A 12,892-nucleotide genomic window follows, 5' to 3' on the forward strand; every position below is an offset into this window, starting at 1 on the left:
GCAATGGCGGTGGCGAACCGCCTGCTGCAGATGCTACGCCGGACGAATGCCGGAGGTCGTTACGATACGGATGAGCAACGCGCGCGAAGCTGCGCGCTTGCCCTTACACGGTGGCGTGCGCGTGGCTGCAGTAATCGTGGCCCTTGGCCTGCACGTTTTCCGAGGCAGGATAGTAGACGCCGCAGTGAGCGCAGCACAGCATCAGCTCGGCATCGGGCAATTCCCGCGGCCGGCCCGGCGGCGCAAACGGATTCGGCTGCTGCTGCTGCTGCTGCTGCGCGCGGGCGCGCTGCTGCATGCCGCGGATCTTGCTGCGGATAGCAAACAGCACCAGGAACACCAGCGCCAGCCAGAATAAAACACGTGTCATGCGAATCCTCGGTGTAAAACCACTTCCAGTACAAAACGGCTGCCGACATAGGCCAGCAGCAAGGTGGCGAAACCGGCCAGGGTAAAACTCAGGGCCGTCTTGCCGCGCCAGCCGCGAAAGCGGCGGCCTGCCAGCAGCGAGGCGAACAGCAGCCACGACAGCATGGTAAACACGGATTTGTGATCCCAGTTGAGCGCCTTGCCAAACAGTTGCTCGGAAAACACGATGCCCGACAGCACGGTCAGGCTGAGCAAAATAAAACCGAGGCCGATCATGCGGAACAACAGCTTTTCCATCGTCAGCAGGGCGGGCAGCTGGTCCAGCGCGCTGCCGATGAAGCCGCGGCTTTCGCTGCGCGTATGCAGCCGCGATTCCTGCAGCGCCATCAGCACGGCGTGAAAGGCGGCGATCGTCAAGGTGCTGTAGGCGAGCACGGCCACGGCGATATGCCAGCCGAAGACGGCCGACTTGCCTTCCATGCTGACCTGGCTGCCAGGAAAGGCCCAGGCCAGGCCGATGGCGATGACGGCGCTGGGCATGACCATGCGGCGCAGTCCGTCCAGGCTGAAATTGCGGTTCTCTATCCAGTAGGCGCCCACCGAAACCCATAGCGCGGCCGACAGCATGGCGGAAAAACCGAAGCGCAAGGTGCCCGGCGCCATCAGGTCGAACCACAGGGTGGCGGCGTGCGCCAGCCAGGCAACGCCGGTCAGGCCGGCAATGAGCCGGGCACGGGACGAGGGAAGCACCGCGCACGCCGCGTACAACAAGGCGGCGATGAAAAAGAAATAGATCTGCATAGTTTAAGTTTACACCATAGCCGGCAAGCGCGATTCAAGCGACAGACCGGGTGGCAGGCACGACGCCGCCATCGAATGCCGCAAGCCTGCCATGATATCGCGCCTGAGGCATGACGGGGTGGCGCACCCTCAAGATTTCGGCAATCTTTCCTTCCATGGACGGTCGCCGCGCCGCGGCCACGTTGCCATCCTGATGAGCCAGTCCTATAATTGTGTCCACAGAGCAATAATCATCGACCTTTCGCCACCTGCCCCCATCGCCATGTTTTCTTTCAAAAAAATTTCCTGGACCTGCCTGCTGCTGGCCGCCTGCACTATATTAAGCGGCTGCATGAAAGATGCGCCGTCACAATCCACGTACGAAGAGTATTTCCGTACCTCGATCCAGGGCTATGACCTGTACAAGGATTACTTCGACATCGCGAAGCTGGAAAAGCTCAATGGCTGGAAAGAGAACGAGCAATATGAAATCAAGGGCTCGGCCGTGCTGCGCGCCAAGGTGGGCTACCTGGAATTGCTGGCCGACGTGGCCGACAAGCTCGAAGCGCAGGCCAAGACGGACGGTTCCGTGGGCATGACCATGGGTTTGGGCCTGATGGCGCGCGGCATGGGCGGCGAAAACAAGGTGTTCCGCGAATTCTGGACGCAGCAACAGGAAAAGAAAGCGATTCCCGCACCGCTGCTGGCGCGCCAGGCAGCGATGACGGCCGAGCGTTTCGAAAACCTGATGCAATGGTCGGACCAGCTCGTGCAAGACAATTACGGCGCCATCATCAGCCGCCAGCTCAAGAAAGGCGATGAACTGACGCGCATCTACACCTTGAGCTTCCGGCAGACGGAAAAAGGCTGGATGGGCTTTAACGCCCGCTAAGGCCATCGCGCCACAAAAAAACCTCCGCGCCATCGCTGGCACGGAGGTTTTTTAATGGTTGCTTGATTTACTTCACGTTCAGGCTCTTTTTCGCCTGCTCCAGCAAGTCCGTCTTGACCCAGTCCTTGGCCACGGGCGGCTTCGTCATGCGGCCCACGCCCGTTTTCACCATCACGTCCGTGGTGACCTGGATATGCTCGGGCGAAATGTCGTACGAATACGGCGAATTGCTGATCGCGTCGTCGAAGTCATCCTTCGTGATCTGGCCGCGGAACACGACTTCACGCACATACTTTTCCGCCGTCGCCTTGTTGTCGATAAAGGTCTTCGTCGCTTCGACGAAGCAGCGCATGAATTTTTCCGCCACGGGACGGCGTTCCTTGTAGAACTTTTCCGTCATCACCATGGTCCGCACGGGCTCGCCGATCGGCGTGTCGTACGGTTTGATGACTTCGGTGCCGAAACCCTTGTTGATCGCCTGCGACGATTGCGGCTCCGACTGCATCATGGCGTCGATATTCTTGCCCATCAGCGCCTGGTTCAGGTCGGCGTAGGCGAGGAACACCAGTTGCACATCCTTGCCCTTGGTTTCGGCATACGTCAGGCCCGCCTGCGACAGCTCGGCCAGCAGCAGCACTTCCTGGATGCCGCCGCGCGTCACGCCCACGCGCTTGCCCTTGAGGTCCTTGACGCTGGCGATCTTTTGCCCCGCGCCCGCCACCAGGCGCGCGCCGCCCTTGGCAAAGCCGGCCACGACGTAGATCGGCGCACCGCCGGCGCGGCCGGAAATGGCCGCCTCGGACGCCGTCGCGCCCACGTCCAGCTCGCCCGCGATAATCGCCTGCATCACGTCGAGGCCCTTGGCGAAGACATGCTCCTCGACCTTGATGCCGCACTTGGGCGCGATTTCCTTGATGTACGAGACGGCGCCGTAATGGGCGAATTTCAAGTTACCCAGGCGCACGACGTCCTGCGCCTGGGCGGCGCCCATGCCGAACGCCAGCACGAGGGCGGCGGCGATACTGGTCTTCAAGCTCGCTTTATTCAAGGTCAATTTCTTCTGCATCGGGTTCTCCTGTGGTGATTGGTGTGTGCCCGCACGGGCACGCGAAACACGGCTTTTTTTATTCTGAGGAGATAGTACCGTGTGTTGAGCCAGGAGCAATCATTTTTATATGCGGCCTGCCCTGGCGCTGTTGCGGCAGCGCCAGGGCAGGCGAACGCGGGAACAGCCCCTCCCGCTGCGTGACGGCCGCTACTGACCCGCCAGCGCCACTACGGGATCGAGCCCCGACGCCTTGCGCGCCGGCATGAAACCGAACACCAGCCCCGTCACCACGGCGCAGGCAAACGCGCCGGCGATGGCGGAGAGCGAAAAGATCACCGGCACATCCCATACCAGCAGCAGGCCGGCCACCGTCACGCCGACCACGATGCCGGCCACGCCGCCCACCACCGACACCAGCACGGCTTCGGTGAGGAACTGGCGCAGGATGTCGCGCCGGCGCGCGCCCGTCGCCATGCGGATGCCGATTTCACGCGTGCGCTCGCGCACCGTCATCAGCATCACGTTCATGACGCCGATGCCGCCCACCACCAGCGAGACGGCGGCGATCAGGCTGAGCATCATGGTCATGTTGTCCTGCGTCTTCGCTTCGGCGGCGATCGACGCGGCCGCGTTGCTGATGCCGTAGTCGCGGATGCGGTGGCGCTCGAACATGGTGGCGTCGACCGCCGCCTCCACCTCGGTCACGCGCTTGACGTCCGCCACCGCCATCACCGTGTAGGTAGGCTCGCGCTGGCCGAAGACGCGGATGCCGGCCGTGGAAAACGGCAGCAGCAGCACGTCGTCTTCATCTTTTTCGCCCGTCAGCGCGCCCTTCGCGCTCATCACGCCGATCACCTGGAACGGCACATTGCCGATCAGGATGCTCTGTCCCACGGGATTGGACACGTCGGGCATCAGCTTTTCGGCCAGGTGCGCGCCCAGCACGGCCACGGTGGCCATCTCGCGCTCGTCTTCCTCGGTAAAGAAGCCGCCCTTGGCCACGGGCCAGGTCTGGATCTGCGGCAGGGCCGGCCCCGTGCCGCGCACATAGGTCTGCACGTCGAGGTTGCCGTGGCGTATCACCTTGTTGCCCGTGACATTCGGCAGCACGTGGGAAATGCCCGGCACGTCCTTGAGCGCATCGAGGTCGGCCAGGGTGATGCTGCGCCCGGGGATGCGCGAGCTTTCGCCGCGCGACGCCATGTACAGCAGATTCGAGCCGAAGGCGCCTAATTGCGCCATCACCTGCTGGCGCGTGCCCAGGCCGATGGCCAGCATGACGATCACGGAAGCGACGCCGATGACGATGCCCAGCAGGGTCAATCCCGTGCGGAAGCGGTTGATCCACAGCACGCGCCAGGCGGCGCGCGCCGCGTCGAGCAATTCCGTGCCCAGCGACGCGCCCGTGTCGTGCGCGGCGCGCGACATGTCCAGCGGCGGCAGGGCCGCCGACGTGGCGGGAATGGCGATGGCGCCCGAGTCTGCGACGATTGCGCCGTCGCTGATCTCGATCACCCGGCGCGCCTGGGCCGCCACCTTGCGGTCATGCGTGATCAGGATGATGGTGTGGCCCGCGTCGGCCAGTTCGCCCAAGAGGGCCATGACTTCGGCGCCGCTGCTGCTATCTAACGCCCCCGTCGGTTCATCGGCGAGGATGATGCGCCCGCCATTCATCAGGGCGCGCGCGATCGACACGCGCTGCTGCTGCCCGCCCGACAATTGATTCGGCCGGTGGTCGAGCCGCTCGCCCAGGCCCAGGCGCTTGAGCAGCGCTTCGGAACGGGCGTGGCGGGCCGCGGCCGGCATGCCCGCGTACAGGGCCGGCACTTCCACGTTTTCGCGCGCCGATTCGGTGGCGATCAGGTGATAGCCCTGGAAGACGAAGCCGAACGCTTCGCGCCGCAGCCACGCCAGTTCATCGGGGTTCAGGCTGGCCACGTCCTGACCGGCGAAGCGGTAGCTGCCATCGCTGGGCCGGTCCAGGCACCCAAGCAAATGCATCAAGGTCGACTTGCCGGAACCGGACGCGCCGACGATGGCGACGAATTCACCGGCGCCGATAGCCAGGGTCAGGCCGCGCAGCACTTCCACGGCCGGCGCGCCGTCATGGCCGCCGTAGCGCTTGCGGATGCCCTGCAATTGAATCAGTGGCGCCGGCTGACCAGGTTCACCGGCCTGCCCCAGAGACCTGGACTCGCTCATCGCGCTCACAGCTGGAACCTGCTGCCGCCGCTGCCGGCCGGCTGTTCGCCCGTGACCAGCAATTCGCCTTCGCGCAAGCCTTGCAGCACTTCCGCGCTGAGGCGGTTGCGCACGCCCACGGTGACGGCGCGCGTATCGACCTTGCCATCCGCATCCATCACGCGGGCCGTGAACTGCCCCGGCTTGGCGCCTGCTTCCGTTGATGGTTTCAAGGCCGGCAAGGGCACGGCCAGCACATTGTTCGCCGCTGCCGTGACAAACACCACTTGCGCCGTCATCTGCGGCATCAATTCGCCATCGGCGTTATCGACGTCGAACAGCACGGTATACAAAATCACCTTGCTGGTTGACGGCGCCAGGGCCGTGCCGGCGGCGGAACCGCCGGGCACCGGCGGCGCCGGCAGCACTTGCCGCACCTTGCCGCTCCAGCGCCGCTGGTCGCCGCCCAGGGTGGTGAAGTACACGGGCATGTCCGGGCGCACGCGGCGCACGTCCGCTTCCGACACTTCCGTCCATACCGTCATGGCCGACAAATCGGCGATGCGCAGGATGTTCGGCGTCTGGTACGTGGCGTTCAGGGTTTGCCCCTCTTTCGCGTCCAGGCCCACCACCTTGCCGGCCATCGGCGCGTAAATGCGCGTATAGCCGAGGCGCGCCTCGTCCGCCTTCAGGCTGGCCTGGGTCTGGGCTATCTGCGCCTTCAGGTGGTCGATCTTGGCGCCGGCCGAGGCCAGGGTGGCTTCGGCCGTTTCCAGGTCGGCCAAGGGGGTCGAATCGAACTTGGCCATCTGTTTCTGGCGCACGTGCTGCTGGCCCGCCAGGCGGTGCTGCGCCTGCTGGTCGGCCAGCTGCGCGCGCAAGCCCGCCAGGGCGGCGCGGCCCGCGTCGACCGTGGCTTGCTGCACGCTGGGGTCGATCTCGGCCAGCAACTGGCCTTTTTCCACGGCGCTGCCGGGCTGCACGTGCAAACGCGTGATCTGGCCCGACACTTGCGCGCCCACGTCGACATAGGTTTGCGGCTGCAGGGTGCCGATGGCCGTGACGCTGGCCTCGATATTGCCGCGCTTGACGGGCGCCGTGTCGAACACGGTTTTCGGGCCGCGCGTGGCCCACAGGGCAGCGGCGCCGAACAGCGCCAGCAAGACCACGCCGCCGAGGATGCGGGCGCGGCGGGCAGGCAGGCGGGCCGCCATCAGGAAACCGCCTTCAGGAAAGTCAAAACGTCAAACAGTGTCGCCAAACGTGAAAAATACATCGGTCTATCCTTGAAAATGGCGGTGGAGATCACCGCAGGAACGTCACAAGACCTGCCAGCGCGGCGACGGCTGCCAGCAGGGAACTACGCAACAGCAAGCGGGGCGCATACGGCAGCAGCAGGGCCACCAGCAGCGCACCGGCCGAAATGAAACCCAGCCAGGCGACGACGCCGACGCTGGCGCTCCAGCCGGCCACGCAAGGCCAGATGGCCAGCGCCAGCAGGACCGCGCCCGCCAGCTGCAGCGCGCGCCGCACGTTCGGCGCCGCGTCCCTGCCCCAGACCTGGCCATGGTGGCGGTCCATCGCCAAGGAGAGGCTGGCCATGCCCGCATACGACAGGCCCAGCGCGCACAGGATGGTGTTAATCATGACTGTCCTTCCGTAGTGACGTGCAGGCTGACCGAGGGTGCGTCCTTGCTTGCCGTCTTTTTGAGCGGTTTTTCCTTGCGCTGGTGGACTTTCCACGCGCCCCAGGCGGCCAGCAGGCCGAAGGCCATGCTGGCCAGTTCCACGCCGGCGCTTTCCCAGTCGCCGCGCGCGATTTGCGCCGCCAGGTTGTCGCCCGTGCTCAGCACGTTCAGCAGCGGCAGCAGCAGGCACAGGACGGCCAGCAAGCCCAGTTGCTCGATCCACGCGCGCTTTTCCGCGCGCAGACAGGCGTGCACCAGCATCACAAACCACACGCCGAAGAAGGCGCGCACCTCCCAGCCGGCGCGCTGCTCGATGCCGACGGGGATCAAACGGTTGGCCCACAGGAAGCCCGCGCAGGCGATGGACAAGCCGGCAATCGCCGCCACGTTCAGGCATTCGATGACGCGGTAGACGCGCTGCGTGTAAGCGCCGAACTCGCCGCCCGACTTCTGGCGGCGCTTGACCATGAACATGATCGCGCCCGTGCCCATCATGGCCGTGCCGGCCAGGCCGCAGAAGAAATACAGCCAGCGCATGGGCGTGCCGCCAAAGCCCACCATGTGCAGGTTCGACATGACGGAGCGCGTCAGGCCCGCACCGCCCGTGTCGGACGCGCCGGGCAGGCGCAAGGCGGTCTGCTCGCCCGTGGCCAGCGCATAGCAAGCCCTGCCCGTGTTGGCGCTGATCCGCTCCATCGTATCCGTCTCTTCATTCCAGCCGTACATGCACACGCGCATGGAGGCGTCGTTCGGATTGTCCAGCACCACGGCGCGGATTTCCTGGCCGATCGCCTGTTCGGCGCGCAGCGCGAACGGTTCGAGCGCGGGAATGGCCAGCGGCTGGCCCGTCTTCACGGGTTTGCCCGCATCGTTCCAGTCGGCCAGAAAGGCTTTCTTGGGATTGTCCATGCCGTATTGCGCCGCCACGGGGGCCGGCACATAGTCGTCGCTGAAGAATGCCAGGCCCGTGTAGGCGATCATGAACTGGAACGGCAAGGTCAGCACGGCCACGGCGTTGTGCGCATCGAGCCATGAACGCTGGCCCTTGGCCGGGCGGAAGGTGAAGAAATCCTTGAAGATGCGCTTGTGCGTGATGACGCCGCTCACCAGCGCCACCAGCATGATCATGGTGGTGATGCCGACTATCCAGACGCCGATGCGCCCCGCGTGCAGCTCGTAGTGGAAATCGACGAAATGGTGGCCGCCGATGGTTTCGCGTTCGGTCGCCTCGCGCGCATGTTCGATAACGGCGCCCGTCAGCGGATCGAGCTCCGCCGAGCCATAGCCGCCGCTGGGCTGGAACCAGTAGGCGGACAGGCCGTGGCCCGGCCGCTGCACGGGCCAGATTTCCCACATGTCCGCCTTCGGGTGCTCCTTCGCCATGAAGTCGAGCGCCAGCTCCAGGCGGTGGTCACGGTCCGTGACCTTCGGCAGCGGCGGATCGTTCGCATGCGCCGCTTCTTCCAACGCGTGTTCGGGCGTCATCCAGTGGCCGATCGGGTCGTCGAAGACGGCCAGGGTGCCGGTCAGGAAGATGGCGAACAGCAGCCAGGAAATCCACAGGCCACTCCACGTATGCAGCCAGGCCATGGCCTGGCGCAAGCCGCCCTGCTGCGGCGTTTTCACCACTTTATCGACCTTGACGGCGTTCATGCGGCACCCCGCGACAGCAGCAGGCCGATGCCGCCGCAGGCGATGGCCGGCAGCAGCATGCCCAGCCAGGCGCGGCGCAGGTCTTGCACGGCAAAGACCCAGATCACGGCGCAGGTGTAGGTGACAAAGGCGCTCAGGGTCGCCGTCAGCACGGCTTCGGCGCGCGACAGCGGCAGCACGGCCGCCAGCAGCACGGCCACGCCGGACGTGAGCGCATAGCCGCCAAAGACGGCGGCAAGCACGCGCGAGAACAACATCATGTTGGCCGACTTCATCATCGCGGCGCTCCCTGCGGCACCAGCGTGGTCACGCCATCGCGGGCCAGGTTCAACTGCACATCCATAAGCCATGCATCCTTCATCAAGATAGGTCATTCAAAAGTGATTGTTTACAGTTTGTAGTTCAATGTCAGCATCAGGTTGCGCGGCGCCCCTGCCAGGTTGCCGAAGACATCGGAATAGATGCTCTGGTAATAGTGCTTGTCGAGCGCATTGTTGACGTTCAGGCGCAGCTCGGCGCGGCTGTCGATCTGCCAGGCCGCGTTCAGGCCCACGATCGCGTAGCGGCCCTGGCGCAGATGGTAGGTGCCGTCGCTCGACTCGGTCGCGCCCTGCCCGTACACCGACGCGCCGACGCGCCAGCCCTGCGCCGCGCCGGACAGGCGGTAGCTGGTGGCCAGCTTGAGCTGCTGGCGCGGATAGCGGCTGTTGAAATCCTTGCCGATATTGGCCGGGTCGCTGTCGCGCGTAAATTGCGCTTTTACATAGGTGTAGCCGGCCGACAGCTGCCAGTTTGGCGTCAGCGCGCCCGCCACGTCCAGCTCCACGCCTTCGCTGCGCACTTCGCCCGACGCGCGCTGGCAATAGCCCCAGGTGCTGCCGGGGCAGGGACTCGGGCCGGCCAGGTCGTCCACAGCGCGGTTTTGCTGGCGGATCTGGAACACGGCCGCGCTGGCATTGAGGGCGCCGCCGAAGTATTCGCCTTTCACGCCCGCTTCGTAGTTGGTGCCGCTGATCGGCTTCAACGGCCGCGCATTGGCGTCGGTGGACGCCTGCGGCTGGAAGATCTCGGTCCAGCTGGCGTACACGGAATGCTGCTTGTCGAGGTCATACACGACACCGGCGTACGGCGTGAATTCGCGCGCCACCGAGTAGCCGGCATCGTCCTTGTACCAGCTCACGCGCCCGCCCAGCACCAGCGACAGCGGCTCGGCCAGGCGCAGGCGCGTGCCCGCATACACGCCGCTTTGCTCGGTGATGCTGGCCGTGCGCCACTGCGCGTAGTTAATGACGGGGCGCGTCACGCTGCCCGCATCCCAGTGGAACGGGTCGAGCACGGGCGCGGCCGCGCCCCAGCTGTACGGCGCCCAGCCGCCATAGCTGTTTTTCGAGGAACGGCGGTGGCTGGCGCCGACGGTCAGCTCGTGCTCGCGGCCGAACAGGCTGTAGCCACCGCTCGCATAGGCGTCATAGCTGGTGTTGGCCAGTTCCGCGCGGTAGCTTTGCGAATTGAAGCGCAGGGTGTCGCCACGGCGGTTGATGCCGGAAAACGTCGTGTCGATCTCGGGCGTCTTGCGCGTGGCCGCCAGCTTGGCCTTCCAGCCGTTGCCGAAGCGGTGTTCGAGTTCGGCGAAGATGGTTTTATCGGTCTGGCGCCAGCCGTCGAAGTCACTGCCCAGGTAAGTGGAGCGGGGCAAATTCAAAAAGCGGCCATCGGCGGCCGTCACCACGCCCGTCGTCACGCCGTCGTTATCGGTCTTGCGGTAGTGGGCGCCCACGGTCAACGTCGTATCGGGACGCAGGTCGGCCTCGATGATGCCATACAGCTGGTGATTGCGCCCATGCAGCACGTCGACAAAATCCTTCTTGTCCTGCACCGTGACGACCATGCGCCCGCGCAGGGTCTTCGCTGCATTGAGCGCGTTGGCCGCGTCCGCTTCCAGGCGGTAGTTGCTCCAGCTGCCGACGCTGGCCGAGAACGACGCCTGCGGCGTGGCCGTCGGACGCTTGCGCACCAGGTTGATGGCCGCGCTGGGCGTACCGCTGCCCGTGGTCAGGCCCGTGGCGCCGCGCACCACCTCGATGCGGTCATAGATGGCCAGGTCGTCATTGTCGCCATTAAAAGTATTGTTCGCACCGAGGCTGGTGGGCAAGCCGTCGAGCAGGATGTTATCGACTGGAAAGCCCCGTGCGCTGAAACTGCCCGAATCGCCCGTAAAATTGCCCTTTTGCATGACCAACCCCGTGATCGACTGCACGGCGTCGTCCAGGGTCGTGATGCCCAGGTCGTCGATCTGCTGGCGCGTCAGCACGCTGACCGACTGCGGCGTTTCGCGCAGCGACAGGTTCAGCTTGGTTGCCGTATTGCTCACGCCCGTCGTATAGGAGCCGCTGCCTTCCGTCGTCGCATCGCGCCCCGCCGTGACGGACACGCCGGCCATGGTTTGTTCGGACGCGGGACTGGCTGGCGCCTGCTGGGCCAGCGCCGGGGTGCCGGCAGCCAGACACAGGGCAGTCACGGCCAGCGCCAGCGGATGCAGCTGGGGACGATGCGATACGAAATTGACAAGATGCGAAACCTGTTGCATGAAATATCCTGAAAAGTGGCGTCATGAGACGGTAAAAAACAGGCGCCCTACTCTGTAGGTGCCGCAAAAACGAAAAACGGGCAGCCGGATGGCTTAATATTTTTTATGCGGCGTGCTATGACGCCGGCTCGACGCTGACCCAGTACCGCGTGCGGCTGCGTACCTGCACCGGCAGCGAGTTGGGCAGCATGTTCAAAATGCGCTGCGTGTCGGCCAGCGGGAACACGCCCGACAGGCGCAGCCGGGCCACTGCCGGCGCGCAGTCGATCACGCCGGGGCGGTAGCGGGCCAGCTCGGCCAGGAAATCGCCCAGGGTCACGTCGTCGACGATCAGCTGCCCGCGCGACCAGGCATCGGCATACGCGCCGACGGCATGCGGCGCGCCCGACGCGTGGCGGCAAAATGCCGCGCCGCGCCCGGCCGCCAGCAGCAGGGGCGCGCCGCTGCCGTCGCGGGGACGGATTTCGACGGCGCTTTCAAACACGTCCACCGTGCTGTATTCATCTTGCTGGCGCACGGCAAAGCGCGTGCCCAGCGCGCGCACCCGGCCTTCGCGCGTGGCCACTTCCAGCGGCACGCCGCTGCCGGCGCCGTGGCCGCTGATGACGAGGATCTCGCCGGCCAGCAGCTCGACCAGGCGGCGGCTGGCGTCGAAACGCACGTTGACGGCCGATCCCGTATTCAGGCTCAGCACGGTACCGTCGCCCAGCACCACCTCGCGCCGCTCGCCCGTGGCCGTGCGGTAGTCGGCACGCAGGGCGCGCACGCCATCCCAGGCATCCGTCTGCGCGGCCAGCAAGCCGGCGCCGGCCGCCACGCCCAGCCACGCCAGCAGGCGGCGCCGCTTGCCGTTGACGGCTTTGCGCTGCGCGCCGGCCAGCGCCTGCGCGGCAGCGCCACGGTGCAAGCCGTTGAAGCGCCGCGATACCGCTTCGATATGCCGCCAGGCCCGTTCATGCTCCGGGTCGGCGGCGCGCCAGCGCTGCCAGGCGGCCTGCTGCGCTTCGCTGACCTCGCTAGACATCAGCACGGTCAGCCACTCGGCCGCCTGCTGCTGCACGTCCTCGCGGATGGCTGGCGGTGCCGCCGGTTCTGCCGCCGTGCTCATGCCGGCAGCGAAAAAAACACCTGCCGGTTGGCGCGCGTCAGGTATTGCTTGACCGAGCTGGCCGACACGTTCAGGCGCGCGGCGATCTCGGCATAGCTGAGGCCTTCGAGCTGCGCCAGCAAGAACGCCGTGCGCACGGGCGCTGGCAAGCCGTCGAGGGCCAGGTCGATCTCCTGCAAGGCTTCCAGCGCCAGCAGCCGCACTTCAGGCGCGGGCGCCACCTCGGGCGGCAGGCAAGCGAGCGCCTCCAGGTAGGCGTCTTCCAGCACTTGCCGGCGGTAGCGGTGCGCCACCAGGCGGCGCGCGACGGTGGCGAGAAAAGGCCGCGCTTCGCGGATCTGCGGCACGGTAGCGGCCGTCAGCACGCTGATGAAGGTGTCTTGCGTCAGATCGGCCGCGTCGCCCGCATTGCCCAGCTTATGCCGCAGCCAGCCCTGCAGCCAGCCGTGATGGCTGCGGTAGAGCGCGTGCAGGTCTTGTTGCTGTGCAAAATCGGCGGCCGACATGGCATCCCTTTCCGCTCAGGCGTGCGCCGCCCGAGAATGTAAATAAGAATTATTCTCATTCTAACCGCGCAATGCCTTTG

12 protein-coding genes are annotated in these 12,892 nt (G+C 65.6%); 1 reads left to right on the forward strand and 11 read right to left on the reverse strand.

The window, feature by feature from the left end; all coding sequences use genetic code 11:
- Positions 1-103: 103 nt before the first annotated feature.
- The gene (locus CBW66_RS03620) at positions 104-370 is read right to left on the reverse strand and encodes a PP0621 family protein (RefSeq protein ID WP_086137078.1); all 267 of its coding nucleotides are present in this window, start codon (positions 368-370) and stop codon (positions 104-106) included.
- Complete coding sequence (locus CBW66_RS03625; protein ID WP_086137079.1) at positions 367-1,170, reverse strand: inner membrane protein YpjD; 804 nt, start codon at positions 1,168-1,170, stop codon at positions 367-369. The genes CBW66_RS03620 and CBW66_RS03625 overlap by 4 nt, the downstream gene beginning before the upstream one ends.
- A gap of 262 nt (positions 1,171-1,432) precedes the next feature.
- Between CBW66_RS03625 and CBW66_RS03630 the strand changes: the two genes are divergently transcribed.
- The gene (locus CBW66_RS03630; protein WP_086137080.1) at positions 1,433-2,041 is read left to right on the forward strand and encodes a hypothetical protein; all 609 of its coding nucleotides are present in this window, start codon (positions 1,433-1,435) and stop codon (positions 2,039-2,041) included.
- 67 nt (positions 2,042-2,108) lie between these two features.
- Here the strand turns inward: CBW66_RS03630 and CBW66_RS03635 are convergent, their stop codons facing one another.
- The 9 genes from CBW66_RS03635 to CBW66_RS03675 all read right to left on the reverse strand — a co-directional run bounded on the left by CBW66_RS03635 (position 2,109) and on the right by CBW66_RS03675 (position 12,812).
- Positions 2,109-3,032, reverse strand: a complete 924-nt coding sequence (locus CBW66_RS03635) for an ABC transporter substrate-binding protein (protein WP_170932839.1) — start codon at positions 3,030-3,032, stop codon at positions 2,109-2,111.
- 264 nt (positions 3,033-3,296) lie between these two features.
- Positions 3,297-5,291 (reverse strand): MacB family efflux pump subunit, encoded by a 1,995-nt coding sequence (locus CBW66_RS03640; RefSeq protein ID WP_086137082.1) that lies wholly within the window; start codon positions 5,289-5,291, stop codon positions 3,297-3,299.
- 5 nt (positions 5,292-5,296) lie between these two features.
- On the reverse strand, positions 5,297-6,484 hold the full coding sequence (locus CBW66_RS03645) for an efflux RND transporter periplasmic adaptor subunit (protein ID WP_086137083.1): 1,188 nt from the start codon (positions 6,482-6,484) through the stop codon (positions 5,297-5,299).
- A 91-nt stretch (positions 6,485-6,575) separates the two neighbouring features.
- A complete protein-coding gene (locus CBW66_RS03650) occupies positions 6,576-6,917 on the reverse strand; it encodes a DUF3325 domain-containing protein (protein ID WP_086137084.1) in 342 nt (113 codons plus the stop codon).
- Positions 6,914-8,611 carry a PepSY domain-containing protein gene (locus CBW66_RS03655; RefSeq protein ID WP_170932832.1) on the reverse strand — a complete coding sequence of 566 codons (1,698 nt, stop codon included), beginning with the start codon at positions 8,609-8,611 and terminating at the stop codon, positions 6,914-6,916. The genes CBW66_RS03650 and CBW66_RS03655 overlap by 4 nt, the downstream gene beginning before the upstream one ends.
- Entirely contained in the window at positions 8,608-8,889 is a 282-nt protein-coding gene (locus CBW66_RS03660; RefSeq protein ID WP_086137085.1) for a hypothetical protein, read from the reverse strand. The genes CBW66_RS03655 and CBW66_RS03660 overlap by 4 nt, the downstream gene beginning before the upstream one ends.
- Before the next feature lie 110 nt (positions 8,890-8,999).
- Positions 9,000-11,198, reverse strand: a complete 2,199-nt coding sequence (locus CBW66_RS03665; protein ID WP_086137086.1) for a TonB-dependent siderophore receptor — start codon at positions 11,196-11,198, stop codon at positions 9,000-9,002.
- A 115-nt stretch (positions 11,199-11,313) separates the two neighbouring features.
- Positions 11,314-12,306, reverse strand: coding sequence for a FecR domain-containing protein (locus CBW66_RS03670; RefSeq protein WP_170932833.1), 993 nt, complete (start codon positions 12,304-12,306; stop codon positions 11,314-11,316).
- Entirely contained in the window at positions 12,303-12,812 is a 510-nt protein-coding gene (locus CBW66_RS03675) for a sigma-70 family RNA polymerase sigma factor (RefSeq protein ID WP_086137087.1), read from the reverse strand. Before CBW66_RS03675 ends, CBW66_RS03670 begins: the two co-directional genes overlap by 4 nt.
- Between the last annotated feature and the right edge of the window lie 80 nt (positions 12,813-12,892).

Source organism: Janthinobacterium sp. GW456P (assembly GCF_002127655.1).
In the GTDB taxonomy this organism is placed as follows: Bacteria; Pseudomonadota; Gammaproteobacteria; order Burkholderiales; family Burkholderiaceae_D; genus Janthinobacterium.

Bases quoted from the DNA above. Each gene is read 5' to 3' on its own strand.
- CBW66_RS03670 (WP_170932833.1), bottom strand. From the start codon at position 12,306: ATGAGCACGGCGGCAGAACCGGCGGCACCGCCAGCCATCCGCGAGGAC.
- CBW66_RS03630 (WP_086137080.1), top strand. From the start codon at position 1,433: ATGTTTTCTTTCAAAAAAATTTCCTGGACCTGCCTGCTGCTGGCCGCC.
- CBW66_RS03650 (WP_086137084.1), bottom strand. From the start codon at position 6,917: ATGATTAACACCATCCTGTGCGCGCTGGGCCTGTCGTATGCGGGCATG.
- CBW66_RS03665 (WP_086137086.1), bottom strand. From the start codon at position 11,198: ATGCAACAGGTTTCGCATCTTGTCAATTTCGTATCGCATCGTCCCCAG.
- CBW66_RS03655 (WP_170932832.1), bottom strand. From the start codon at position 8,611: ATGAACGCCGTCAAGGTCGATAAAGTGGTGAAAACGCCGCAGCAGGGC.
- CBW66_RS03620 (WP_086137078.1), bottom strand. From the start codon at position 370: ATGACACGTGTTTTATTCTGGCTGGCGCTGGTGTTCCTGGTGCTGTTT.
- CBW66_RS03660 (WP_086137085.1), bottom strand. From the start codon at position 8,889: ATGATGAAGTCGGCCAACATGATGTTGTTCTCGCGCGTGCTTGCCGCC.
- CBW66_RS03675 (WP_086137087.1), bottom strand. From the start codon at position 12,812: ATGTCGGCCGCCGATTTTGCACAGCAACAAGACCTGCACGCGCTCTAC.
- CBW66_RS03635 (WP_170932839.1), bottom strand. From the start codon at position 3,032: ATGGGCGCCGCCCAGGCGCAGGACGTCGTGCGCCTGGGTAACTTGAAA.
- CBW66_RS03640 (WP_086137082.1), bottom strand. From the start codon at position 5,291: ATGAGCGAGTCCAGGTCTCTGGGGCAGGCCGGTGAACCTGGTCAGCCG.
- CBW66_RS03625 (WP_086137079.1), bottom strand. From the start codon at position 1,170: ATGCAGATCTATTTCTTTTTCATCGCCGCCTTGTTGTACGCGGCGTGC.
- CBW66_RS03645 (WP_086137083.1), bottom strand. From the start codon at position 6,484: ATGGCGGCCCGCCTGCCTGCCCGCCGCGCCCGCATCCTCGGCGGCGTG.